Source organism: Aminobacterium sp. UBA4908 (genome assembly GCF_002398115.1).
GTDB classification, from domain to species: Bacteria; Synergistota; Synergistia; order Synergistales; family Aminobacteriaceae; genus Aminobacterium; species Aminobacterium mobile.
Window position 1 is genome coordinate 16,519 of the sequence record NZ_DHCG01000001.1, and the last position, 24,908, is coordinate 41,426.

The 24,908-nt window shown below is 44.2% G+C and carries 20 protein-coding genes and 1 tRNA gene; 2 read left to right on the forward strand and 19 right to left on the reverse strand.

From position 1 onward, the window contains the following. Positions 1 to 3: 3 nt before the first annotated feature. The 10 genes from B4J50_RS00070 to B4J50_RS00115 all read right to left on the reverse strand — a co-directional run bounded on the left by B4J50_RS00070 (position 4) and on the right by B4J50_RS00115 (position 12,476). Positions 4 to 2,088 carry an HD family phosphohydrolase gene (locus B4J50_RS00070; protein ID WP_286846293.1) on the reverse strand — a complete coding sequence of 695 codons (2,085 nt, stop codon included), beginning with the start codon at positions 2,086 to 2,088 and terminating at the stop codon, positions 4 to 6. After that, positions 2,069 to 3,067: a PhoH family protein gene (locus B4J50_RS00075; protein WP_286846294.1), complete on the reverse strand. Its 999-nt coding sequence runs from the start codon at positions 3,065 to 3,067 to the stop codon at positions 2,069 to 2,071. Before B4J50_RS00075 ends, B4J50_RS00070 begins: the two co-directional genes overlap by 20 nt. Before the next feature lie 16 nt (positions 3,068 to 3,083). After that, positions 3,084 to 4,559, reverse strand: coding sequence for a pyruvate carboxylase subunit B (locus tag B4J50_RS00080; protein WP_286846295.1), 1,476 nt, complete (start codon positions 4,557 to 4,559; stop codon positions 3,084 to 3,086). Positions 4,560 to 4,577: 18 nt separating this feature from the next. Next, on the reverse strand, positions 4,578 to 5,426 hold the full coding sequence (mazG, locus tag B4J50_RS00085) for a nucleoside triphosphate pyrophosphohydrolase (protein ID WP_286846296.1): 849 nt from the start codon (positions 5,424 to 5,426) through the stop codon (positions 4,578 to 4,580). Next, positions 5,423 to 8,563, reverse strand: coding sequence for a DEAD/DEAH box helicase (locus B4J50_RS00090; protein WP_286846297.1), 3,141 nt, complete (start codon positions 8,561 to 8,563; stop codon positions 5,423 to 5,425). The genes mazG and B4J50_RS00090 overlap by 4 nt, the downstream gene beginning before the upstream one ends. 66 nt (positions 8,564 to 8,629) lie before the next feature. Continuing rightward, positions 8,630 to 9,232: an aminoacyl-tRNA hydrolase gene (gene pth / locus B4J50_RS00095; RefSeq protein ID WP_286846298.1), complete on the reverse strand. Its 603-nt coding sequence runs from the start codon at positions 9,230 to 9,232 to the stop codon at positions 8,630 to 8,632. A 6-nt stretch (positions 9,233 to 9,238) separates the two neighbouring features. Beyond that, entirely contained in the window at positions 9,239 to 9,904 is a 666-nt protein-coding gene (locus B4J50_RS00100) for a 50S ribosomal protein L25 (protein ID WP_286846300.1), read from the reverse strand. A gap of 49 nt (positions 9,905 to 9,953) precedes the next feature. Continuing rightward, positions 9,954 to 10,922 carry a ribose-phosphate diphosphokinase gene (locus B4J50_RS00105; RefSeq protein WP_024822435.1) on the reverse strand — a complete coding sequence of 323 codons (969 nt, stop codon included), beginning with the start codon at positions 10,920 to 10,922 and terminating at the stop codon, positions 9,954 to 9,956. After that, on the reverse strand, positions 10,922 to 12,325 hold the full coding sequence (glmU, locus tag B4J50_RS00110; protein ID WP_024822436.1) for a bifunctional UDP-N-acetylglucosamine diphosphorylase/glucosamine-1-phosphate N-acetyltransferase GlmU: 1,404 nt from the start codon (positions 12,323 to 12,325) through the stop codon (positions 10,922 to 10,924). The genes B4J50_RS00105 and glmU overlap by 1 nt, the downstream gene beginning before the upstream one ends. Before the next feature lie 76 nt (positions 12,326 to 12,401). Continuing rightward, positions 12,402 to 12,476, reverse strand: a tRNA-Gln gene (locus B4J50_RS00115). A 164-nt stretch (positions 12,477 to 12,640) separates the two neighbouring features. Between B4J50_RS00115 and B4J50_RS00120 the strand changes: the two genes are divergently transcribed. Then, positions 12,641 to 12,907 carry a hypothetical protein gene (locus B4J50_RS00120; protein WP_024822437.1) on the forward strand — a complete coding sequence of 89 codons (267 nt, stop codon included), beginning with the start codon at positions 12,641 to 12,643 and terminating at the stop codon, positions 12,905 to 12,907. On the opposite strand, the gene ade is transcribed toward B4J50_RS00120, so the two are convergent. Then, a complete protein-coding gene (ade, locus tag B4J50_RS00125) occupies positions 12,884 to 14,611 on the reverse strand; it encodes an adenine deaminase (protein ID WP_286846302.1) in 1,728 nt (575 codons plus the stop codon). The genes B4J50_RS00120 and ade overlap by 24 nt on opposite strands. A 105-nt stretch (positions 14,612 to 14,716) precedes the next feature. Here ade and B4J50_RS00130 point away from each other — a divergent pair, with 105 nt between their 5' ends. Continuing rightward, positions 14,717 to 15,787, forward strand: a complete 1,071-nt coding sequence (locus tag B4J50_RS00130) for a hypothetical protein (protein WP_286846303.1) — start codon at positions 14,717 to 14,719, stop codon at positions 15,785 to 15,787. An 89-nt stretch (positions 15,788 to 15,876) separates the two neighbouring features. On the opposite strand, the gene glmS is transcribed toward B4J50_RS00130, so the two are convergent. The 8 genes from glmS to B4J50_RS00170 form a co-directional block, all read right to left on the reverse strand. Further along, positions 15,877 to 17,709 carry a glutamine--fructose-6-phosphate transaminase (isomerizing) gene (glmS, locus tag B4J50_RS00135; protein ID WP_286846388.1) on the reverse strand — a complete coding sequence of 611 codons (1,833 nt, stop codon included), beginning with the start codon at positions 17,707 to 17,709 and terminating at the stop codon, positions 15,877 to 15,879. A gap of 220 nt (positions 17,710 to 17,929) precedes the next feature. Beyond that, positions 17,930 to 18,835, reverse strand: coding sequence for a UTP--glucose-1-phosphate uridylyltransferase GalU (gene galU / locus B4J50_RS00140; RefSeq protein WP_024822441.1), 906 nt, complete (start codon positions 18,833 to 18,835; stop codon positions 17,930 to 17,932). Positions 18,836 to 18,877: 42 nt separating this feature from the next. Further along, positions 18,878 to 20,245, reverse strand: a complete 1,368-nt coding sequence (gene glmM, locus B4J50_RS00145) for a phosphoglucosamine mutase (protein ID WP_286846304.1) — start codon at positions 20,243 to 20,245, stop codon at positions 18,878 to 18,880. A 29-nt stretch (positions 20,246 to 20,274) separates the two neighbouring features. Continuing rightward, positions 20,275 to 21,504 (reverse strand): CdaR family protein, encoded by a 1,230-nt coding sequence (locus B4J50_RS00150; protein WP_024822443.1) that lies wholly within the window; start codon positions 21,502 to 21,504, stop codon positions 20,275 to 20,277. A 24-nt stretch (positions 21,505 to 21,528) separates the two neighbouring features. Continuing rightward, entirely contained in the window at positions 21,529 to 22,338 is an 810-nt protein-coding gene (gene cdaA / locus B4J50_RS00155; RefSeq protein WP_024822444.1) for a diadenylate cyclase CdaA, read from the reverse strand. Between the two features lie 39 nt (positions 22,339 to 22,377). After that, positions 22,378 to 23,457 (reverse strand): alanine racemase, encoded by a 1,080-nt coding sequence (locus B4J50_RS00160; protein WP_024822445.1) that lies wholly within the window; start codon positions 23,455 to 23,457, stop codon positions 22,378 to 22,380. Positions 23,458 to 23,465: 8 nt separating this feature from the next. Continuing rightward, a complete protein-coding gene (locus B4J50_RS00165; protein ID WP_286846306.1) occupies positions 23,466 to 24,308 on the reverse strand; it encodes a deoxyribonuclease IV in 843 nt (280 codons plus the stop codon). After that, positions 24,299 to 24,904, reverse strand: a complete 606-nt coding sequence (locus tag B4J50_RS00170) for an NUDIX hydrolase (protein ID WP_024822447.1) — start codon at positions 24,902 to 24,904, stop codon at positions 24,299 to 24,301. Before B4J50_RS00170 ends, B4J50_RS00165 begins: the two co-directional genes overlap by 10 nt. Positions 24,905 to 24,908 lie beyond the last annotated feature (4 nt).

The following is a 24,908-nucleotide window of genomic DNA, read 5'->3' on the forward strand; positions in this document are numbered from 1 at the left end:
GTGTTACTCCTCCTGTTTTTTTGAAGTTGTCTCCTCTTCTTCAGAGGATGGCTCTTCTTTGATCTCTTTTACTTTTCGGCCATGATACATAGATTGTAGAGCGTAGACAAGGGCTTCTCTAATCGTAGCTAATTCTTTCATCGTAAAGTCTACATCATCAAGCTGCCCTTCCGAAACTTTCGCTTCTACAACACCAGAAATTACTTTTTCTAGATCTTGTATCCCCGTAATATTCTTCCGATCGGCACGAACAGCCGCCTCCACCGAGTCGGCTAACATCAATAGTCCCGTTTCTCGACAAGAAGGACGGGGGCCAGGATAGCAAAACTGCTCTCGGGGAAGTGTCTCACCTAAAGCGATGGACTTCCTATGGAAATAAGCTAGACAGGTAGTTCCATGATGTTCGGCTATAAACTGACGCAGCTTCGCCGGTAAATGATACTCTTGAGCAATCTCCAACCCTTCTCGAACATGCGCGATGATAACAAGAGCAGAAAGAGAGGGCGTCAATTCATCGTGAACATTTTCTCCCTCCATCTGATTTTCAACAAAAAAATGAGGGCGACGCAACTTTCCTACATCATGATAGTACGCTCCAGCACGTATCAAATAGGTATTCATACCAAGACGATCCGCAGCTGCTTCTGCAAGAGTTCCCACCATAAGAGAGTGATGATACGTTCCCGGTGCCTCTATTTGTAGTTTTTTCAAAAGAGGCTGGGTTGGGTATGAGAGCTCCATGAGCCGGAGAGGGGACATAATATCAAAGAAATTTTCCCACACAGGTAAAAAGGCGATGACAACAACGCCCCAAAAAGCTTCACCTAAACAAGCATATAAAAAGACCTGCCATGAAAGATTCATAGCCATGCCCCATCGAACTACCATTCCTCCCAACACTGGGAAAAAACCGGCAACGACAAGCTGACGCCAAAGATGGCTTCGAGAATGAACATCTCTGAAAAAGAAGCGCCCTGTTACAGCCGCAACAAGTCCCATAGAGGCTACTAGCAAAATTTCAGACGTCGAAAAAGCTGCGGTAAGCACAGAAGCAATGATAGAAGCTCCGAAAACGACTTGGAAAGCAGGGATGAAGGGTAATACAAGATAAATCCATCCAGTCAAAACAACAATAGCTACACCTCGAGCCCCTAAAAGACTTGAGATATACTCTGCGAACCAATATCCTCCCACTATACAGGCCACAAAAACCTCATTTAGGTCAAAAGATCGTCTACTCCCAGAAGCTAAATCTGGAAGATACACCCAGAAAGGCCAACAAAAAATCAGCAAGAGAGACAGTATTAATATTTTCCACGGGAACCGTTGTTGAAGATATCCTTGTGAAAGCAATATACGCGCAAGCTGCGGAGTAATAACATTCCCTTTTTCCACAATCACATCGCCAACTTTTATAAATTGCTCCACCGGTTTGAGCCCTGCTGTAAAATCTTTTCTTAAGCTCTGAGTTAAATCTTTATCAAGCCGCACCGCTGGTTTGAGTATTTCCTCCAGAAGTTGATAGATAAGATTATTTTCAGCCATGGGCAAATCTAAAGCTTCTATTTTTTCCCAAATCAACTCTGCTGTCGGAGCAGCAACACCACGGGTCCAGTCCCCTTCTGACAAAAGCTCCTGGCCTATTTTAAAAGTGGATCGCAATACTATAGTTTTTTTTCGCTCTGAAAGTTGTGCTAAAAGGTCCTTAAGAGCCGCAGGGATCATTGCCATTTGAAGGTCTCCTTGTTCCAAGGCCTCTAAACGACTCTTCATCCCCCTGACTGCAGAGGAATCCTTCACAAAAACTCCAGCTATGGTATCTTCCACTTTGGAGCGAAGCAACTGTGTTTTCTCTTCGTCAATATATCCCATAGGAGCTATGGCAAAATATGTACGAGGCGACGGCTTGCCTAAGAGAAAGCCCGATCGTCCTGTGTCAAAAAACCATCGAACGAAAAGCAGAAAGCAAGCAAAACAAACAAGCAAAACCACTGATGTAAAACGATAGAATCCATTTCCCACCAGTAGTTTCGCCTTCGTTTTTTTAAACTTGCGAGAAAGCTTAAGGTTATTGACGACGTTGTTCATATTCTTCGTAAGCTTTAACTACCCGTTGCACAATTTCATGGCGCACAACGTCTTTATTTGTCAGTTCAAGAAATGCTATGCCTTCAATCCCCTCCAAAATGTCTCGGACTTCGATCAACCCGGATTTTTTCCCCGAGGGAAGATCAATCTGAGTTATATCTCCAGTCACTACTGCTTTAGACCCAAAACCTAAACGGGTCAAAAACATTTTCATCTGTTCGGGAGTTGTATTCTGCGCCTCATCCAAAATAATAAAACTATCATTTAAAGTCCGCCCCCTCATATAGGCTAAAGGAGCTATTTCTATAACATTTTTGTCAACATATCTTAGGAAACGCTCTGGAGAAAAAAGATCATAAAACGCATCGTAAAGAGGTCTAACATAGGGCTCCACTTTTTCTCGCAAATCACCTGGCAAATAGCCGAGACTCTCTCCTGCTTCCACTGCTGGACGGACCAGAACGATACGACTAATAGCTCCTGCTTTGAGCAGGGACACAGCATGACATACCGCCAGATAGGTTTTCCCCGTTCCTGCCGGACCTATAGCAAAGACAATATCGTGAGTTCTCATGGCTTCAATATAAAGCTTTTGTCCTGCCGTTTTAGGACGCACAGGTTTGCCGCGATTCGTAGTACAGATAACATCATTGTAAAGAGAGGTAAGGTCAACCCGCCCTTCTATGGAAATCATATCCATCCCGTAACGAACATCAGCAGCAAGAATCTGGTGACCTTTTTTAGCGACTTTAAGCAACTCTTCCATGTAATGATATACCGTTTCTACTACATCGTTATCTGGACCCTGAACAGTCACCTTCTCTCCCCGTACTAAAATTCTTACAGGGAATCGTTCTTCTATCGTTTTAAAATTTTCATCGTTATTACCAGCAAAGCGCGCTAATATGTCCTGATCCGACACGATTATTGTTTCTGAAAAAGATTTTGGTTCTGATGCTTTTAAATGATTTTCACTCATATAGTTTTTGATCCCTCTACACAGGATATCCAGCTCCATCGACAAAAGTCTCAAGACCTATATCCCTCTTCGTTTTCTTTGCATATTTCTTCATAAGGAAATCCTTCGCTACAGCTGGAAACATAACGTAAGAAACAGCATCTTCCGGCTGAAGCGCCCAAGGAGCCACCGCTTCCCTTGCTTCCTCCATCTCTGGAGCGATTTTTTCTCCGGGACGACACGTAATAGGAGCCTCATCGCCAATGGCTTTCTTTTGTATCTCAGGGTCAACATCTGCTGGAGGGCGCCCATAATAGCCGAGGAAGTAGTTCCGAACCTCTTTAGGAATGATTTTCCAGCGCTCTCCCACTAATACATTGAGAGTCGCCTGAGTTCCTACTATCTGACTCGTCGGAGTAACGAGAGGAGGATATCCCATTTCTTTCCTCACTTTCGGAACTTCCCGCAACACCTCTTGTAAACGCCCCAACGCATTTTGTTCTTTAAGCTGACTTACCAGATTCGAGTACATTCCGCCAGGAATCTGATAAATCAAGACATTTATATCTACGCCGGATAATCCCACAAAAATATCTTTATACTTTTCCTTAATAGACTTAAAGTGGTTTGCCACCGGCACTAATTTGTCCAAACTTAATCCTGTATCATATTCCCCGCCAGCCAGAGCTGCGGCAATAGATTCTGTAGGGGGTTGGCTTGTCCCCATTGAGAAGGGAGATATGGCACAATCCACTACATCTGCTCCAGCTTCGATGGCAGCCAGATACGCCATGGAAGCCATGCCGCTCGTATAGTGGGAGTGAATCTGAATGGGAAGTCCCGTCTTCTTCTTTATGGCTTTCACAAGTCTCGAAGCGTCAACAGGACTCAATAAACCAGCCATATCTTTAATACAAATAGAGTCTGCGCCCATCTCTTTCATTTGAGAAGCTAGCTCAGCAAAGGCGGAAAGGGTATGAACTGGAGATAACGTAAAAGACATGGATAATTGGAGATGAGCCCCCTCTTTTTTGACCTGATCAGCAGCTATCTCCATATTTCGCAAGTCATTTAAAGCGTCAAAAACACGAATGATATCAAGGCCATTTCCTACAGCTCGTTTAACAAACTCCCTCACTGTATCATCTGCATAATGGCGGTACCCCACAACATTTTGCCCCCGAAGCAGCATCTGCAACTTCGTTTTTTTGAATCTCTTCCGAAGCATTCGCAATCTTTCCCACGGATCTTCGTCTAGGAAACGCATACATGTATCGAAGGTAGCTCCTCCCCAGACTTCCAAAGAATGGTACCCGATTTCATCCATCTGTTCAGCAATAGGAAGCATATCTTCAATCCGCATCCGGGTAGCCATAAGGGATTGGTGAGCATCACGCAAGGCGGTCTCAGTAATTCCCACCTTCTGGGCATTTAATACTTCAAGCCCTTGAACCGTGGGGTTCTTCGTACTTTTGCCGTTCTTGACAGTATTTTTTCCATTTCCATCTTTCATGACTCCACACAGCCTCCATTACAGTAATGATGAGTCGCTTGCCTCTTTGTTCTTATCCGTAGCGGAATTGGAACCTTTTACCTCACGCCAAAATCGATCCAGCTCTTCTAAATTATAATCGTTCCACTCTTTCCCAGCCTCATGAACCATATTTTCTACTTGACGGAATCGAAATTCGAATTTTTTATTAGCTCGCTGCAAGGCTACGTCGGGGTTTACCCCTACATGCCTTGAGAGATTCACTACGGCGAAGAAAAGATCTCCGATTTCTTCTTCTACCCTCTCTTGACTTTCCTTTAAAGATAGGGCATCACTCACTTCTTGAAGTTCTTCTTTCACCTTTTCTTGTAAGGGAAGCACATTTCCCTGCTCCCAATCAAACCCCACATGGGCGACCTTAGCCTGTATACGATATGCTTTAAGTAAAGGAGGTAAACTCTCTGGGATACCTGCTAAAATCGAAGTGTCCTCTCGTTTCTGAATATCCTTCTCTGTCGCTTTTATCTTCTCCCAGTTAGCTAAAACATCGGCACTCCCTTCCACTTTTGTTTTTCCAAAAACATGGGGGTGCCTGCGTATGAGCTTATCACAAATTTCGGATATTACATCTTTTATATCAAAAAATCCTTCCTCCTGGGCGAGCTGAGAAATGAAAACTATTTGAAGGAGTAAGTCACCTGACTCTTCTTTTATATCGTCCACATTTTTATTCGTGATAGCATCAACTAACTCATACGCTTCCTCTACTATATGGCTCCTCAGACTCTCAAAAGATTGCTCTCGATCCCAAGGGCAGCCTTCAGGAGAGCGAAGCTGTGCCATAATATGTACCAATCGGTCAAATGCTACGTCAACAGAAGTGTTCATGCTTGTACCTCCATATCCTCTCTACGTTCAGACAAGAGAGCTTTTATGGCTTTTGATACATCTGCCATTCCTCTATACCCACCTGGTCCAATAAGACGTTGTTCGAAAAGAGCCCATCCCTTACAATTCTTCAGAAATTTACGAAGCTTTTCAGCCTTCAAGATAACAATCGTCTGCTCCAAATCTGATATTATTGAAGAAATACCTGCTCGACTTCCGGCAATTCTGACCATTGTCATATCTATAAGGAAGGAGAGCGGATCTGGCAAAGGGCCAAAACGGTCACGGACTTCTCGCCGGATATGTTCCAATTCTAGCCAATCATTTTCTTTCAACAATCTTCTATAAAGAGTGATACGAATATTTTCTTGTGGAATGTACTCTGAAGGGATTGCCCCTGTAAGCTCGCTTTCCAAAGAAACTTCAGGGAAAAATTCTCCACGGACCCTCGCTATTTCTTCTTCAAGCATCTTATAATAAAAATAATACCCAGTCCTCTCCTCTTGCCCATGTTGCGAGGTCCCTACTAAATCTCCCCCGCCACGTATCTGCAGATCCTGTAGAGCTAACGAGTACCCCGAACCTACATCTGAAAAGGTCGAGATAGCATCAAATCGCTCCCTCGTCTCCTTTTGCAATGCGAGATGCTCTGGGTAGAAAAAGTATGCAAAAGCTCCTTCTTCCCGCCTACCTACTCTTCCCCTAAGCTGATACATCTGGGCTAATCCTAATTCTTGCGCATCATCAACTATAAGTGTGTTTGCTCGAGGAATATCCAAACCACTTTCTACAATAGTAGTACAAAGAAGGATGTTTATTTTTCCATTATAAAAATCGAGCATTGTCTTTTCCAACTCTTTTTCCACCATTTGGCCGTGAGCCAACGCTATGGAAGCATCAGGAAACATGCTTTTTAGTTCAGAGAATTTTTCTGAAAGGCGATAGATACGATTAGAGACATAAAAAATTTGTCCCCCTCTATTCAACTCTCGTAAAACAGCACGTCTCACTGTTTCCCGCCGTCTTGGCCCCACCATCGTTACTACAGGCAAACGATTATGGGGAGGGGTCGCTATAACAGAGAAGCTCCGTAATCCTCGCAACGAGAGGGAAAGTGTGCGTGGAATAGGGGTTGCTGAAAGAGTGAGAACATCTATTCCTTCCCTCGTATTTTTTAGCTTTTCTTTGTGCATAACACCAAACCGATGTTCCTCATCTATAATCAACAAGCCAAGATTCGCAAATTCTATATCCTTTTGAAGGAGACGTTGTGTCCCAATTAATATATCTACAACTCCCTTTCGAGTATCCTCCAAAATCTTTTTCTGCTTTGATGAAGAAATAAAGCGGGATAAAACCTCCACTCGAATGGGGAACCCGCTCATACGACTACGAAAAGTATGGTAGTGTTGTTGAGCTAAAATTGTTGTAGGAACAAGTACTACCACTTGCTTCCCGGCCTCTGCCGCTTTAAAAGCAGCTCGCATAGCCACTTCGGTTTTGCCGAATCCCACATCCCCTACTAAAAGTCTATCCATAGGATAGGGACTCTCCATGTCTTCTATAATATCTTCTTCTGCCTTAAGTTGATCTGCCGTTTCTATGTAAGAAAAAGCCTCTACAAATTGACGATACATATCAGTAGATGGAGGGAAAGCAAAACCTTTTACCATTTCTCTTTTTGCATAAAGCCGAATAAGGGCTCGAACTTCCTCTCGAACTCTCTCCTTCGTTTTCTCTACAGCTTTTTTCCACCTTGTTCCTCGCAGAGAATCAAGAACTACGTCAGAAGTGGCATCTTCTGGAAGCGGCGATATTTTATAGACTTGCATAAAGGGAACAAGAAGCCTTTGATCATTGGCAAATTCAAGCACAAGAGAGTCCAAGGATTCTCCCCCAGACGTAATTTCCTCTACCCCCCTATAAATGGCTACTCCATAGTCTTCATGGACTACTAGCTGGTTCTCAGTGAGCCTTTCTTTCCATTCAGAGGGGACAGATCTCCAGGGTTTACTACTTCTAGTAGCAGTCATGCCAGCTATCTCAAAATCGGACACAACCACTATCTTTTTTCCAGAATCTATAAAGCCTCTTGAGAGAGCACCGTCTTCAAAATGAGCTATAGATTGAATTTGAGGATCATTTTTCAAGGCAGTGCCGGTAGAAAAGACATAAATAGAAAAACCTTCAGTCTTCCAATATTGGCAATTCCATCGGAATTTCTCTGCATCTCCTCTAAAATGCGGGCATTCTTGAACAGGTACGGGCACCTCTGACAAAGCTACAGCTGAACTTACTCTTATCTTAGGCCATTTCGAAAGGGATACAAGCAAATCTGTCCACTCTGAAAGGGGCATTGTGCGCGCTTCTTCCCTTAGATCCTCCCACAACCAACGATAGGATTCAGCTTGGTTTTCGAGTTGCATTGGTTCAAAAAGAACAATATGACACTCTTCTGGAAGGATAGCATCTATAGGAATTTCTCGAGCGGTACGTATACTATGAATGCTAACACTCTCGAGTCTCGCTGCGCTTATCTGGCTCTGGGGATGAAAAGAACGCAAACTTTCGACAGCTTCATCAAAAAACTCTACGCGTATGGGAAGAGCATACGACGGATCATAAATATCTACAATAAAACCTCGAACAACAAATTGACCGGGAGCCCATACCAAATCCACTCTCTCATAACCAGCCCCTTCAAGCCATCGGATAAGAGTACTTCGTATCTGATCACTCTTGACATCGATCGGGAAAAAATCTCTTCCTGTCAGGAAGGGGCACAGCAAACTCCCAGGAGAAGCCACCAAGACCCCTCCTTCTTTCTTCCATTGCAACAACACCTCTCCTCGCTGAAGGCGAAGAGATTGGCTTCGTACCCCCTCTACACTGAGGGGAGGCTCATAAAGAAGATGGCTCTTTTCTCCCCCCCACAAACAGTCCCAATCCGCTACAAAATCTTCAGCTTGACGCTGATCAGGACATACGACAAGCAGAGGTACCTCCGCACCACCAAGAACCCAGGGACGAGCTCCGCCTTCTAGCGGCAAATGTACCTGGGCTCCTCTTTTCCATACCCCTTCATTGAGACTCCATAAATACCCACTTTGATGACTACAGGTAGAGGAGAACATCATTATTCAATCTCATCCTTTTCCCAAACAAAAACAAAGAAGTGGCGAGACCAAGGCCCCGCCACTTCGCTACTTCTCTTCCAGCCCCTTGATGGGGTTTATGTTATCCCTAGAATTGATTTGGCTCATGGCCAATTGACTCTCTTCTGTCAACCAGAGTTCCACTGCATTCGCAGCTTTATGAAGGAATTCTGGCAACTGTTCTCGCTCATGTGAAGGGAATGTTCCCAAAACCCACGAAACCATATCTCGTCCCATCGGAACAGCTCCAACACCTAGACGAAGACGTGGTACGTCAAGAGTTCCAAGCGCACCAAGCACCGAGGCAAGGCCATTATGCCCTCCAGCCGAGCCTTTCATTCTCAACCGCAAACGGCCAAAAGGCAAGGCTACGTCATCACTAACCACCAAAACAGATTCAGGTTCAATGCGATAATAATGACATACCTGAGAAACCGATTTGCCACTTAAATTCATATAGGTAAGGGGTTTTAAGAACAAACAATCCATCACCCCTACTTTTTGTGGCCCCCAAAACATACCATCATACTTCAAAGAAGACTTGCCAAGAGAAAAACGTTGAATGACCTGGTCAAGCGCAAGCCACCCTATATTATGACGTGTCCAAGCATATTCTGGCCCTGGATTACCTAAACCAACGACGAGACGCAAAGGATTCTACTCCTCTTCTTCCTCCGCTTCCTTGGCCTTACCCTTAGCCACCACTTCAACTTCACCGGGAGCCACTTCTTCCTCGACTTCGGGCTCTTCTTCTATCTTGGGTAAGCCTACGGTAACTACCATATCTTCAGGGTCTACAAGCAACTCAGCACTTTCCGGAAGAGGAAGCTCTTTTAAGTAAACACCCTCGTTCAAATCAAGATCTTTCACGTTTATAACGATAGAATCAGGAATTTCCTGAGGCAATACATCTATCTCCACCTCATATAACAGCTGCTCTACTACTCCGCCAGATTTCAAGCCAACACAAACCTCTCGTCCCTCAAGAACGATAGGAACATTAATACTAACCTTGCGGCCTCTCATGAGCTGGAAGAAATCCACATGAAGAATATCGTCATTCAGGAAGTTCTTCTGCACATCTCTCATTAAGCACATTTCCTCTTTGCCATCAGGAAGAGTTACATTAAAACGAACAGTTTCCCAATGTCCCGAACGGACGATTGCCGCAATATCCAAAGCTTTTACCTTAACAGGAACAGACTCCTTATATTCGGGGCCATAAAAAACAGCCGGAATGTATCCTGTCGGCCGAAGTTTCTTTACGGCTTCTTTCCCTTTCTCATTTCTCGCCTCGAGAACTAACTTGACCATGTCAGCCATCTACAAACATCCTCCTTCTACAAAACAAATCGCTGCTGCGAACAAATAATTAGCTGAACAAACTGCTCACAGAGCGGTCACTATGCACTCGGGCTATAGCTTCTGCAAACAATGGAGCAATGGACAACTGTGTAATTTTATCTAACTTTTTGCTTTCAGGCAACGGGATTGTATCTGTAAGAATAACCTTATCGATATCAGCTTTTTCCAATCTTTCAATAGCAGGCCCTGACAAAACGCCATGGGTAGCACACGCATACACTTTATCTGCTCCTCGCTCTTTCAAGGCAGCCGCAGCATTGCAAATAGTACCAGCAGTATCGATAATATCGTCAATAAGGATAGCTACTTTTCCCGTTACATCTCCTATGATCTCCATCACTTCACAAAGGTTGGCCACATCATGGGATCGTCGTTTATCCACAATAGCCAAGTCAGCATTGAGAGTCACTGCAAAACGACGTGCACGAACCACTCCTCCAACGTCTGGAGCTACAACTACTACTTCTTCCCTCTTTATCTCGCTGGGGAACTTCTCTTTAAAATAGTTAGCCAGAAGGGGAACGCCAGTAAGATGATCCACAGGAATATCAAAAAAGCCCTGGATCTGCCCTGCATGTAAATCAGCCGTGATTAACCGACAAGCACCGCTATGCTCCATCAGGTTAGCCACGAGTTTGGCAGATATAGGATCACGAGCCTTTGTCTTACGATCTTGACGAGCGTATCCAAAATAAGGAGTTACCACGTTAATACGATAAGCAGATGCCCTTTTCAAAGCATCTAACATAATAAAGAGTTGCATAAGATTATCATTCACCGGTTCACACGTAGGTTGAACTACAAAAACATCTGCTCCTCGAACACTTTCTTCAATCGATAGCCCTATTTCTCCATCTGAAAAGCAGTAATGTTTGGCCCGGGAAAGCTCTACCCCCAGCTCCGCGCAGATTCTTCTGGCGAACTCCGGATGGGCGGTTCCCGAAAAGATTTTTAGATCCCTGGAACTGGAACCCATCACTCCTTACCCCCTTCTTTTCTGTTGCCTTGACGGCGTACAACCCAGTCCTCTACGTTTTTCTGTCTAGCTCTAGCAACAGCCAAAGCCCCCTCGGGCACATCTTGTGTAATAACAGATCCTGCTGCCGTGAAGGAGTTGTCGCCAAGAGAGACAGGGGCTACAAGCATTGTATCGCTACCTACAAAGCATCTATTTCCTATATGCGTCGGGTTTTTGTTGGTTCCGTCATAATTACATGTTATAGTTCCTGCCCCAATATTAGTATCGCAACCAATTTGAGCATCGCCAATATAAGAAAGGTGCGGAACCTTGCTCCCAGAACCAATGGTGCTTTTCTTTATCTCAACAAACTTACCTACAAAAGCTTTTTCACCAACACAAGCATTATCTCGAATAAAAGCAAACGGGCCAATTGTAGCATGATCTTCTACACAGCTAGACTGAATTGAAACAAAGTGAATAATATCTACAAATTGACCTATTTTCGTATCGCGAAGAATTGTGTGGCTGCCAATGTAGCTCCCTTCTCCTACTTCAGTGGAACCATAAAGTTGAACAAAGGGATCTATCCAAACGTCCCCTTTAAAAGAAACCCGCGGTCCGATAAAAACAGTATCCGGACTGGGACATTTTACCCCTAACTCCATCCAATAGTGCACTATGCGTTTTCTTACAATAGCAGTAACCGCTGCTAATTGTACAGGGCTGTTGACTCCTTGAAAATCTTCTTCATTGTCGAAACAAACAGCCTCTACATGCTGCTTTTGATCTGATAGAAGTCCTACCACATCAGGAAGGTAATATTCTTTTTGCGCATTCTCATTTGCCAAAGAGTCTATATGAGAAGCCAAAGCCAAAGTATTAAAGAGGTATATCCCGCTATTGACTTCAGTTATTTTTCTTATCTCTGGAGTTGCATCTTTTTCTTCTATGATCGAAATAGCACCGTTAGTACGGGTAACTCTTCCATATCCGGCAGGATTTTTAGCGTGAAAACTGGCAAAAGTGCACAGAGAAGAAGACTCAAGATGGGTACGAACTAAAAGGGATAAGGAATCAGGCTGTAACAGAGGGGCATCGCCAGGTATAACCAGTACGTCTGAAAAAGAACTCCACCACTCTCTAGCTACTTGAACAGCATGCCCAGTTCCTAACTGCTCATGTTGCCAAATGGAACAAACGTTTGGACATGCTACAGAGAGATACGACTCCACGTTCGTACCACCATGTCCAATAACTACTGCTACGTCAGAAAGACCTGCGTTATGCACTGCCCGAAGAGGATAAAAAAGAAGGGGCTCTCCTAAAATTGGTTGCAGCACTTTGGGTAAATCACTTTTCATTCTCGTTCCTTTCCCCGCAGCGAGAATTAATACCCCTATAGAGCGATGATTAGACACGTCCCCATCCCCTTTTCTGTCGGTTAAAAAGCACAAAAGAGGGGAACCAACGGTCCCCCTTGCTGAAATCCTAAAATGGCTGGGGTGGCTGGATTCGAACCAGCGATCACGGATCCAAAGTCCGCCGCCTTGCCGTCTTGGCTACACCCCAGTATGAACGCCGGTAAATATACTAGCAGAGGTTTCTGTCATGTCAAGAACTGGTTTCAAAAGTTTCTCTTTTTTTATAAGAAAAACATTATCTTTCTTGAATGTCAATACACAAAGTTAGCTATATACTAAAAGAGAATTCTGCTCTTACCCGGGGGGACAATTATGTTTAGAGCTTTCAACTCTTTTTTAATGCCTGCAAAAACATTGCTTATTTGCAATGTTGCTTTTTTTATTCTATCACTTATTCTCGCAACTATAGGTTATCGATCTAAAGGTAAAGGGAAAATGCTTATTTCCATAGCCCTTTTCCTCTTTTTTGCGGGGCTTGCTACCACTTCTTTTTATTTATTCATCTACGTAGCAAAATGGATTGCCTGGGCTCCCCTCATCCCAGGTTTGCTTCTTCTACTTATCCTCCGCAAAAAGTGACATTGCCCCTCCTCTATTAAGATCCACATATCCCTGGTCAGTAATTTTTAATTCAGGAATGACACTAAGCGATAAAAAACTCATGGCCATAAAAGGATGGGGCAGCTTTGTTCCAAGAGAAAGAGCCCCTTTCTCCACTTCATTCAAACCATTAATAACATCTCTGGCAGAACCATCGCTCATCAGACCTCCTACTGGAAGAGGGAGATCTGCTATCGTCTTTTGTCCACGAACGGCTAGCAACCCTCCCCCCAGATAGGATAACTCGTTAAGGGCATAGCGTATGGATATATCATCCATACCAGCAGCAATATAGTTATGAGCGTCATGCGCGACAGAAGATGCAATAGCCCCCTCTTTAATACCAAGTCCCATAACAAACCCTACAAAAAAGCGATTGCTCCCACTATTTTTATCTACAACCACTATCTTCGCCAGATCTCTATTTGCATCAGCTACAATCTGCCCTTTGTGAACAGTAGGGGGCTCTATACGATGATCTGTAACTACTTGTCCTGCTTTGAGTCCCAATACCCGTATTTGAGAGGATAAAGACGATTTTACGCGAATTTCTTCAAGAGATGGGATGTGTAAAGCTCTTGACGCTAACGGATACGAATGACGTCTGGGAAATGGCACATTCAACAGGGCGGAGTTACGCACAACAAACTCTCCATTTTTCCAAACATGTATAGGCTGACAATTTTCCAAACTATCTAGTAATACCATATCTGCTTTATAGCCTGGTGCAATTGCGCCTCGATCCCATAGCCTAAAATATTGCGCTGGTGATAAGGTAACCATACGAAGAGCTGTGAGAGGAGAAAGCCCTGCTTCTATCGCAAGGCGGACCTTTTGATCCAAGTGACCACATGTTTCTATGTGGTTCGCTGTAAGATCATCACTTACAAACATGGCATGAGAGGATCGAGCTTCGTTCTCTTTGATAATAGGTAGAAGTTCTTGAAGGTTATGCTCAGTCGCTCCTTGACGAATCATAAGCCACATTCCCCTTCGCAACTTCTCTACGCCCTCTTTACAAGTAGAACTTTCGTGATCACTAGCGCATCCACTTAACAGATATGCACACAAATCCTTTCCTGTCACACCGGGAGCATGTCCACTTCGTACCTCATTCCATGATACCAAAATTTTCCCCCAAACGCTCTCTTCTCCATGAATAACTCCTGGATAATTCATCACTTCGCCTAATGACTTGCACCAGCCTTCCTCATAAGAGTTTTTAATAGCGAGTGCGTCCAATGGCTCTTTGGGGGTTTCAAAAGGAGATGCCGGTACACAAGAAGGCGCCGCAAAATAAATATCGATAGGAAGGTCACGAGATTCAAGGTACATGTATTCTAATCCCTTCATACCGCAGGTATTAGCTATTTCATGAGGGTCAGCCACTACCGTTGTTGTGCCGCAAGGCAACACCATCTCGGCAAATCCAGCTGGAGTAAGCATCGTGCTTTCTATATGGCAATGCCCTTCAATAAAGCCCGGAGCTAAAACGGACCCCTCTGCATCGACTTCCATTAAACCTTTATACCCCTTACCTACCCCCACTATGGTACCATCATATATAGCTACATCGGCTTGTTCATAATCTAAGCTGAACACATTAGCGATGCGGCTATTTTTGATTACAAGGTCGCATGGAAGCTCTCCTCGTGCCGCCGAAAGCATCTTTTGAATGTTCATTTTAAAAATCACCTCTCAAATAGTCTTCTAAAAAGCTGTTTATCTTTTGATATTTCCTTATAATAGACTATAACAACGTTAACGGTGAAAGAAGGGATAGAATATATGCGTCATCTCAAAAAAATATTCGTTATGACTTTTTCTCTCTATCTATTAGCTACCCTCTCCTCCTGTGTTGCAGCAGAAACGTTACTATACACACTTTACATACCCTGCAAAATTGGCGCTTCTGCATATGCTATAAGACCTGACGGCTCCAAAACAGACTTGGGAACCATTTCGTCCATACCAGAAACCACCCGATGGCCCAGTTACACAGCCAGCGGGTGGGGTAAGCCAGGGACAGTATGTGCTTCAGCTGTTAATGCTATACATTTACTCTGCTCCATCGAAGATGAGAAAGGCCGGACCATCAGCATTTTACCTCAGACTACTGTAGCTCCAGCGGCAGGGAAAAAAACTTTTTTTACTGTACGTTCTGATGCCGGTACAGGAATTTTCGGCGGATGGGCACCACCTGTAGGTACAAAGGTTTATGTCCGCCGCCCAGACGATAGACAGGCTCTTCTCTCTTGTGAGAATATGCCCGTAGAGGGCGATATTCTTGTTATTCCTGTGGAAGAAACAGCCTCTCTTCCGTACATCGTGGATATAGAAAATCGTCCAGGTGGTCGTATTATCGCTTGGTACTCTCAAGGACCTCAAATCGTAGCTAGAGTCATTCGTCCAATTTACGGGACCGGCCGTTTTGAAGGAACCCTCTTCCAACGAGGAAGTCGCATACGAGCTAACCATACAGGAGTCATCGATATAAGCACATCACCTCGGGGAGAAATTGGAGGGTTTCAGATCATGCCTCTCCTTCACGGTGCCTCTTCTGAAATGGCTTCTGCTTGGCAATTGACCCAATGGATGATTATTGCTTCTACGAGTCATAATACCCTAGTGGGTACGACACCTCTCTTCTCAGACGGTCTAGTCCCTGGCACGCAACTTCAAGACAAGCTTTGGGATATATGGTCCACCTATGAACGCCGACCTCTCATTCTCTGCCGTTTAGATGGTGGCCCATGGCAATTTTTCCCTTCTGTTTCTGGTCGGCAAGATAAGGCTCTTTACAATATGACTCACATTAGAATATATTACCCTGCTACCAAAGAGCCTCTACAAAAGTAGTCTCCACAAAGAAAAGATAGGTATATAACAAAAAGGCTTCTACCTAATACACGAGGCAGAAGCCTTTACTTTACTGCAAAAGAGCTTTATTACTCGACTGTAACGCTTTTGGCCAAATTACGAGGTTGATCGATGTCGCATCCCCGTACACGAGCCATATAATATGCAAAAATCTGCAACGGAATAACCGTCATAAAAGGAGTTAGCTCCTCTTCTGTTTGAGGCACAGAAAAAACATGATCTGATATTTCATCTACGTTTTTATCCCCCAAAGTACCTATAGTAAAAATTGGAGCCTTTCTGGCTTTCGCTTCTAAAATATTCGAAAAAGCTTTTTCATAAAGTTTATCCCGTGGAGCAATCACTACCACTGGTACATCCTTTTCAAGCAGAGCTATAGGACCATGTTTCATCTCGCCGGCAGCGTAAGCTTCAGCATGCACATATGATATTTCTTTTAACTTCAACGCCCCTTCTAACGCTATGGGGAAAGAACGGCCACGACCGAGATAGAGAAGATCCCGAGATGTTGCATATCTCTCAGCTATACGTCGAAGCTCTTCCTGTCGTTCCAGTATCCCCTCTATCTGATATGGCAATTTCTGAAGACCATCTACAAGCCTTTTCTCCTCAACTGAAGAGAGAGTCCCACGCAGTTTAGCAATATAGATAGCGAGCACGTATAGCACCGCAAGCTGCCCGGTAAACGTTTTCGTAGCTGCTACTCCTATTTCAGGGCCTGCTTTCAGCAAGAGGACATCGTCTACTTCTCGAGCCAAAGATGATCCTTGAGCATTCGTCACCGCCAAACATCGGGCTCCTCGACTTTTAGCCATCCGCTCTGCAGCAAGAGTATCCGCTGTCTCTCCAGATTGAGATACAAAAATCGCCAACGTATCTTCTCCTATAGAAAGAGGTCTGTATCGATACTCTGAAGCCACATCCACACGAATATCTAGGTCCGTAATCTCCTCAAGAAGCCTTTCAGCTACCAGTGCCGCATAAAACGAAGTACCACATGCCACGATATGGAGGCGCCTCCACTTTTGAACCGAAGAAGCGGGAACATGGAGCTCCTTGGAAAGATCCACTTTTGAATTGTAGATACGCCCCTCTAGAGAACTCCTTAAAACAGCACCCTGCTCATTGATTTCTTTAAGCATAAAGTGCGGATAGCCACATTTATCTACCATGGAAAGATCCCATTCTATACGATGGAATTCTTTTTTTATAATTGAACCAGACTCATCCCAAAAGGACACTCCCTTTGGGGAGAGACAGGCAATATCCCCGTCGTTCATATAGTACACATTTTGCGTATATGGCAGGAGAGCAGGGACATCGGAAGCACAAAAAGCCTCTCCCTCACCGTTACCCACAACGAGAGGAGAACCCTTTCTAACACAATAGATCGTATCTGGCATGTCCTTAACGAGAATAGCTAGCGCAAAAGAACCCCTTAACTGAGCTCCTAGCTCCACCAAAGCCTGAACCATATCTTTTTTACTTCCATAAATTTTAGCAAGAAGCTGGGCAACTACTTCCGTATCTGTTTCAGTTAAGAAAGAAACGCCCTCTGATTCAAGTGCTTTTCTTATTTCAATATAGTTTTCGACAATTCCATTATGTACTAAAACAATCTGCCTTTTGCAGTCGCTATGAGGATGAGCATTGACCTGAGTTACACCACCGTGGGTAGCCCAACGAGTATGGCCAATGCCAAGATGCCCACCGATACTACGGGTAGAAATAGCCTTTTCAAGCTCAGAAACCTTTCCCACCTCTTTGAGCACCTGAATATCTTTACCGTTGTTTACAGCAATTCCAGCCGAATCATACCCTCGATACTCCAAGCGCTTCATGCCATCTATAAGAATATCTGGCGCATTACGCTGCCCTACATATCCAACAATCCCACACACTGAACAGTGCACCGCCTTTCGTACAGGCACACGAAAACCATCTGTTCTTATTGTCCCGGAGATCGCTCCCCGGTTTTGTAGAACAGTTTATTGGCTTGGCTTTCAGAGCCATGGGGGCATCCGCCGAATATTCGATAATCCCCCAACCTCGTCAACTGGCCATAAAAACCAGTCCTGGCGCTACCTTCTCCCGCAATAATTTTTTATTGCCTCAGCACGTTTATTTGTTTTCGCTATTTGTACATTTCTCACCCCTTTCATAGTTTTCCACACTTTCTAACACTATTTTCCGCAGGTCTGGGTCTTTGAGAGCCATCTCCACGTTAGCCTTGAGCCAGCCCTTTTGTGTTCCACAATCAAGCCGTTGCCCTTTATACACGACACCCCATAACTGTTGTTCTTTTGCTAGCTGTCTTAATGCATCTGTAAGTTGAATTTCACCTCCTGCACCAGGTTTTGTATTCTTAAGAATGGAGAAAATTTCTGGAGCAAGAATATAACGCCCCATAATCGCCAAATTGCTCGGCGCTTTTTCAGGCGAGGGTTTCTCCACAAGATCGTGAATTTTGAAGAGGCCTTCTGACACTTTTTCTGCCTGAACAACTCCATAGCGAGCTGTCTCCTCAGAAGGAACTTCTTCCAAGGCTATAACACTTCCACCCCATTTTTCATGGACAGCAATCAACTGGGAAAGAACTGAAGGCTGGGCTACCATCACATCATCAGGAAGTATGACTCCGAAATACTCCCTGCCACAGAAAGGTTCCCCACACAGAACCGCATGCCCTAACCCTAACGGTTCAGGTTGCCTCGTATATACGACCCTAGCCATTTCAGGTATTTTTCGCACAAGACGGAGCATATCCATCTTTCCTCGTTCTTCCAATATCTTTTCTAATTCCCAAGTTCGATCAAAATAATCTTCAAGAGATCTTTTTGACCGGCTGGTTATAAGGACAACGTCTGTACACCCAGCAGCTACTGCTTCCTCTACCCCAAAAGAAATAATCGGCCGGTCTACAAGCGGTAACATTTCTTTAGGAATATCTTTTGTTGCGGGTAAAAATCGTGTCCCCAATCCCGCAACTGGGAAAAGACATTTTCTAACTGTTTGGAATTCACCCATAAGAAAAAATTTCTCCTTCCAGCCTCTATCAGACAAGAAATGCTAACAGCACTTCAACTGTATCTGATCCACTAGATCCTTTGAAACTTCTCGCATTAATTGAGGATCTTTAGCCTCCACAAGAACCCTCATGAGAGGCTCAGTCCCTGACGGTCGAATGAGGACTCTGCCCTGTCCCATCAGCTTCTGATTTGCTTCCTGAGATATATGGGATATAAAAGCTGGATCTACCGAACGACTCCTAGAAATTTCTACATTACGAAGGAGTTGGGGATAGCGATCAAACGTATCAACAAGTGAATCTATGTTTTCTCCTAATTCGCTACATGCCCTCAGAAAAATAAAGCCTGTACAAATTCCATCTCCTGTAGATGTAAACTCGCTAATTATAACGTGCCCAGACTGTTCGCCTCCAAGGCAAGAATCCCTATGTTTCATCATTTCAAGTACATAACGATCCCCTACCGGACAACGAAAAACCTGAATCCCATCCTTCTTCAAATGCTCTTCAAGAGAGAGGTTGCTCATAACTGTAGCAACAACGCCACTACCCAATTTCCTTTGAGAAGCAAGCCAGCGAGCTAAAACCCAAAGGATAATGTCTCCATCCAAAACTCGCCCTAAAGAATCGGTAAGCAAAACTCGGTCGGCATCACCATCATACGCTATTCCTACCTGAGCATTTTCCTCTTTCACTACTGAAGCAATATGGGCCATATTCATAACACCCACTCCTTCATTAATGTTTAACCCGTCTGGAGCATCGCCAGTAAGCATCCAAGAGGAAACGCCTCTATTTTTATTGATAACATGTAAAATGTCGGAAGCCGCACCATGAGCACAATCAAAGGCGATCCGACTATCTAGGAGGGGAATAGACGAGGCAAGAGAAGCGAGCCACCGTGCATACGATTGCGCGATATCAGGACGCTCTACAACCTCCCCAATAGAAGCTCCTGTAGGACGCCAGTCATCTATAAGATTATCGCCAAGGTATTCCTCAATGGAAGCTTCAGCATCATCGCATAACTTGTGCCCATCACTGTTTAAAAACTTAATGCCGTTATATTCTGCTGGATTATGAGATGCGCTCACAACCACACCGCCTTGCGCTTTTACCTGTTTTATTGCAAAACTCACTCCAGGCGTAGGTATAACACCTAGGGACAAAACCTGCGCTCCCGCAGAAAGCATTCCTGCCACAAGAGCATTCACAAGCATATTCCCTGACCTACGGGTATCCCGTCCAATAACAATCCGGGGACGAGGAACACCCCTTTCCGTTAAATACAGCACGTAAGATCTTCCTAGACGCAATGCCATTTCTGGAGTCATGACCCCTCTGTTGGCTACATCCCTAACACCGTCTGTACCGAAAAGGCAGCGAACCTTTTTTTCACTCTCTTCCAAACCTGTTCACCTTCCCCGCTCCTCTTTTCTTACTCCACGTCCGCCCGCACTGTTACGCGAGAAGGTTCAACCTTGACAACATGAATGCTCCGTGAAGTATTTCTAACCTGTACAGGAACCATTAATTTTCTTGACACAATATTCGTTACATTCACATAGGGCTGAATAGGGAAATTCGATTCGTCTATTTTTTCCACTTCCGACGGCGTCCCCTCAATAGTAATATTCACAGCAGAAGGATCCACTTTCCACCCTGGATAGATACTATTCCCTTCCACCTCTACAGCTACATTTGTCAAAAGTTTTGAGACCGTAAAAGGCTTAAGTAATATATTTACCCGTACAGAAGATGCACCCGCATATTTTAAAGTTCCATCGTCAATAGGCTTGAGCGGCACAATCATACTTTGTTCCTGAGACAACCCTGTGATATCAATGGTCTCGGTCTCAACCTTCGGCAAAGCTTCTAATTTATTATAGGGCCCTTCAACCTCCACTTCCGAAGGCTCTACTATTATGGCCTTTACTGAGAAGTCCGAATTCGGCTCTCCTATAACTTGGACATTAACTGGAACTTTTTTCTTCGGAAGCCCTTTGGCTAGTACAGCTGTCAAGTGAACTTCCTTGGGATCTATATCAATCTGGTCTTCAAAAACTTCAGATTTGTTTACTTCCACCGGCAAAACAACATCCTCACCACTCTTTAATTGATCAAGAGTAGGGGTAATACGAACACCCTTAATTCGCGCTAAATCTTTTTCCACCCCTCGTACTGTTACATCCTTAGGTGAGATGTGGACCGATTCAAGATAAAGACCTGGAGGCAATCCATCTTTTACGACAACATCTACTGGGATCATACGATCGATATATCGTACCATCTCTATAGCTATTTGTGCTGGATTAATACCCACGACTTTAACATCTTTAGGAACTATAGCACGAACAGCAAGTCGATATTTTCCAAGGGAAAGCCCTTTTGTGTCTACCTCACAAAGAATTGCTCCTTGCTTAAGCCCATCAAGCATAGTTCGGCTACCGGACACACTTACTTCCACTTCCCGAGTTTCTGCTCTCAATATAGTTTGTTGAGGAACATTAGAAAAATCCACCGGGCAACGGAAGGTTCTAACAACTTCTCCTCCCCGATCTCCTGCTACATAGAACCAGAGAAGTATAGCTATAACCACAGAAATAATCCTCAGGAAATGAGGAGAAGTTAAGAGAACATCAATTTTTTTTGATTCTGGCGCCAACATACAACGACCTCCTTATTCCCATCCCTATTGCCACAAAGAACGAATATCTTCTTGTACCCGATCAAGGATAGATCGTTTCTCTTTCTCTTCTGCGCCAAAGTAGTGGAGAAGAAGTTTATACACTTGATTCTCTTTTAAATTTCTGGAGAGATGCCCATTAATAGCTAGAGATATCTCTCCTCGCTCTTCTGAGACCACCAAAGCTATAGCGTCAGATACCTCCGACACTCCAAGAGCAGCTCTATGACGAGTCCCTATCCAACGAGAAAGATCTGTATTTTCAGTTAAAGGGAGGTAGGTCCCTGCAGATATAATCATGTCTCGATCCACAATAACAGCCCCATCATGGAGGGGGTTATCCGGCCAAAAAATAGCTATAAGAAGTTCCTGCGAAATTTCAGCATTCAATTTAACAGCCGTACTCCAGAAATCTTTCAGCCCTGTTTCTCTCTGAAGCACCATAAGTGCTCCGATTTTCTGTCCTTTAAGATACCCTAATGCACGAGTGATTTCCTGACTCAAAGCCTCAGCTCTCTTTTGAGCCCTTTTGCGTCTCCATATATTGCCTCGTCCCAATTCTTCCAACATTTTACGAAGTTCCGGTTGAAACACGATCGGGATAGCTATGATCAATACTCCTAAAACTTTCCCCAAAAACCACGACAACGTTTTCAGTTCAAAAAACCTGGCCAGAGAAGCTACGACTCCTAATATAAGCAACCCCTTCACAAGCTGCATTGCGCGGGTGCCGACCAGAAGCAATAAAAGGCGATGAATAATCACCGCTATAATAATTATGTCTAAAAGATCGTGCCAACGAAAAAAATCGAGCATCCTTTTTCCTCCACTCTCAACCTGAGATGGCAAACAAAATTACCTTATCATATGTACAGAAACATAGGGAGACGTGGTAAGAGCTAACATAGCACTATAATCGACAGAAAAATGGAGCCTGTCTCCAACATGCAGCTGTCGTTCAGATTCTTCTACATCAAGCACCATATGGTCACTGGTAGCTCCAAGAATCTCTATCCCCTTTTCCAGAGGAGCTAATCCCTCGATTTTAACATCTTGTCTTCCTACCGCAGTTATTGCTCGCAACCGCCATCCTCTATCTGTAAAAGCAGGGATCTCACCGAAAGCATTGGCCATCGCCCTGCCCTGTGGCAAACTAGGTTTGCGTTTTATTTCTATTATCTCTGTCTCAAGAACCATTGTTCCCTGATGCAAATAAGGAATTACTCTCATCCCTGAGGAATCTGTCCCTAAAAATATACCTTCGCCAATACGGAGCGAATTAACACATCGAGGCATCGTCCCATCCTCCAGCAAAGACAAGGATGAAGTTGCTCCACCAGAACAAAGCTTCATAGGATAACCCAATAGGCCTTCCAACTGCTGGGAGAGGCGCCCTAATTCCCGTAGCTTATCCGAAGAGGGTAAGATCCCTCCAAAACAGGCAAAGTTTGCTCCCACTCCCATACAGTGTACATATCGACATTTTTTAAAAGCAGCGGCTATATTCTCTAATTCATCCGGCCAAATGCCCTCCCGTAGATCCCCTAGATCAATCATCAGAAGGACTTTATAATCTTGCTTCCCATGAAAACTACATTCCTGGTCCAAGGCTCTAATTGTCTCAACCTCAGATACAACGGAACTATCGCAATATTCCACAACCTCGCTAACTTCATTTAACATCGGGGTCCGGAGCATCATAATTGGGATAGTAACACCCATTTCTTTTTTCATACGATAGACATTCTCTATACGGCTATCTGCCACGCCTTCACACCCATTTTCCAGAAGGATTCGTACAATGTCCTTCTGTGCGCATATCCCTTTCGTAACCCCATAAATGCCAATATTCCATTGGCGACACAAGGAAACTATCCTTGCCGCATTATGAGCTATTTTATCGTGATATACCATAAGGCGGGGCCAGAGGCTCATAGGAATCCCTACCTTCCCCTTAATTTACGTAAGATTGTTAAATTCCCCTCATTTCCTATTCCATTTTGGGGCGTCTCAAGAAGAGCCGGAACATGGTCCCAGCGAGGATCGTTCACTATAAAAGAAAAAGGGGAGAGCCCTAACTCTCCGTCTCCTATATGCTGGTGCCGATCTAAGCGGCTTCCCTTTACATGTTCACTATCATTTAAATGCCAGCAACCAATACGTTCAAGTCCTATTTTGCCCATAAGAGTTGCGACAAACCGCCCATATGCCTCTTCTGTTCTGAGTTCGTGTCCCGCTGCAAAGAGATGACACGTATCAAGACATACCCCCAGTTTTTCAGTATACCCTATTCTATCTAAAACAAACTGTAATTCATCAAGAGAGCTTCCAAGTATACTTCCTTGCCCCGCCATAGTTTCAAGCAAAATTCTAACTCTCATCATAGACGTAGCATGAATAACTTCTTTAAGACTTTTTGCCAGGCGTTCCAAACCATCTTCTTTGGGTGTTCCCCGCGAAGAGCCTGGATGCACCACCAGTTCTTCCACTCCGAGCATATCGCAACGTTCCACCTCTTCTATTAAAGCAACAACACTCTTAGCCCTGGTCTCATCCGGAGAGGCTAGATTGATAAGATATGATGCGTGGACAACTACTGATTGGATGGAACTATTTTTCCACGCATGGAGGAATCTCTCTGCCCGAGAAATTGAAATCGGAGCACTATGCCATTGGAGTTGATTCTTTGAAAAAATCTGGATCGCTTCACATTCTAAAGCTTCTCCTCTTTCTATGGCATGTTCTAGCCCTCCAGCAATGGAAACATGAGCACCAATTAAAGGCATGAATACATATCTCCCTTGCGTATAAAATATATAAATCGCCTAAGGATAAAGGCTGTTGCTCCCCAAATGATCCTCCCATCTGGGAGGGTATATTGAGGTGTCTCAAAAATTTTGCCATTATCGTGAAGGACCCGATAAGTCTGAGAATTATCTGGGATAGAATCAAGAGACCACAAAGCAAAGTCCGCCACTTCTCCAGGAGAAAAACGCAAGTCGCTCAATGGTGATCGACCCCGAATAACTCCCGCAACAGGATAAATGGTAAATCCACTTTTCACGGTGTGTTGAGGGCTCATTATACATACTGGTTGAACAAATTGAGGGGAGAGCCCTATCTCTTCCTCTGTTTCCCGAAGAGCTGTCTCTAAAGGACCTCTATCATTAACCTCTCGTTCTCCCCCCGGGAAACACATTTCTCCTCCATGATCTTTCAAGAAAAGAGGGCGTTCCAAGAACAACACCTGCACATCTTTCCCTTTCTTAAAGAGAGGAACGAGTACAGCACTCAAACGATCTTTATGCAGGGGAAATTCCTCCCATCTCGGGAAAGAAGCCGCCATAAAGCTATATGCTCTATTTCCCTCTGTACTTTTCATTAAG

What these genes read in the sequence shown, in the direction of transcription:
- B4J50_RS00070 (WP_286846293.1), bottom strand. Translation starts at nt 2,088, where the DNA reads ATGAACAACGTCGTCAATAACCTTAAGCTTTCTCGCAAGTTTAAAAAA.
- B4J50_RS00075 (WP_286846294.1), bottom strand. Translation starts at nt 3,067, where the DNA reads ATGAGTGAAAATCATTTAAAAGCATCAGAACCAAAATCTTTTTCAGAA.
- B4J50_RS00080 (WP_286846295.1), bottom strand. Translation starts at nt 4,559, where the DNA reads ATGAAAGATGGAAATGGAAAAAATACTGTCAAGAACGGCAAAAGTACG.
- mazG (WP_286846296.1), bottom strand. Translation starts at nt 5,426, where the DNA reads ATGAACACTTCTGTTGACGTAGCATTTGACCGATTGGTACATATTATG.
- B4J50_RS00090 (WP_286846297.1), bottom strand. Translation starts at nt 8,563, where the DNA reads ATGATGTTCTCCTCTACCTGTAGTCATCAAAGTGGGTATTTATGGAGT.
- B4J50_RS00100 (WP_286846300.1), bottom strand. Translation starts at nt 9,904, where the DNA reads ATGGCTGACATGGTCAAGTTAGTTCTCGAGGCGAGAAATGAGAAAGGG.
- B4J50_RS00105 (WP_024822435.1), bottom strand. Translation starts at nt 10,922, where the DNA reads ATGGGTTCCAGTTCCAGGGATCTAAAAATCTTTTCGGGAACCGCCCAT.
- B4J50_RS00120 (WP_024822437.1), top strand. Translation starts at nt 12,641, where the DNA reads ATGTTTAGAGCTTTCAACTCTTTTTTAATGCCTGCAAAAACATTGCTT.
- ade (WP_286846302.1), bottom strand. Translation starts at nt 14,611, where the DNA reads ATGAACATTCAAAAGATGCTTTCGGCGGCACGAGGAGAGCTTCCATGC.
- B4J50_RS00130 (WP_286846303.1), top strand. Translation starts at nt 14,717, where the DNA reads ATGCGTCATCTCAAAAAAATATTCGTTATGACTTTTTCTCTCTATCTA.
- galU (WP_024822441.1), bottom strand. Translation starts at nt 18,835, where the DNA reads ATGGGTGAATTCCAAACAGTTAGAAAATGTCTTTTCCCAGTTGCGGGA.
- B4J50_RS00150 (WP_024822443.1), bottom strand. Translation starts at nt 21,504, where the DNA reads ATGTTGGCGCCAGAATCAAAAAAAATTGATGTTCTCTTAACTTCTCCT.
- cdaA (WP_024822444.1), bottom strand. Translation starts at nt 22,338, where the DNA reads ATGCTCGATTTTTTTCGTTGGCACGATCTTTTAGACATAATTATTATA.
- B4J50_RS00160 (WP_024822445.1), bottom strand. Translation starts at nt 23,457, where the DNA reads ATGAGCCTCTGGCCCCGCCTTATGGTATATCACGATAAAATAGCTCAT.
- B4J50_RS00165 (WP_286846306.1), bottom strand. Translation starts at nt 24,308, where the DNA reads ATGCCTTTAATTGGTGCTCATGTTTCCATTGCTGGAGGGCTAGAACAT.
- B4J50_RS00170 (WP_024822447.1), bottom strand. Translation starts at nt 24,904, where the DNA reads ATGAAAAGTACAGAGGGAAATAGAGCATATAGCTTTATGGCGGCTTCT.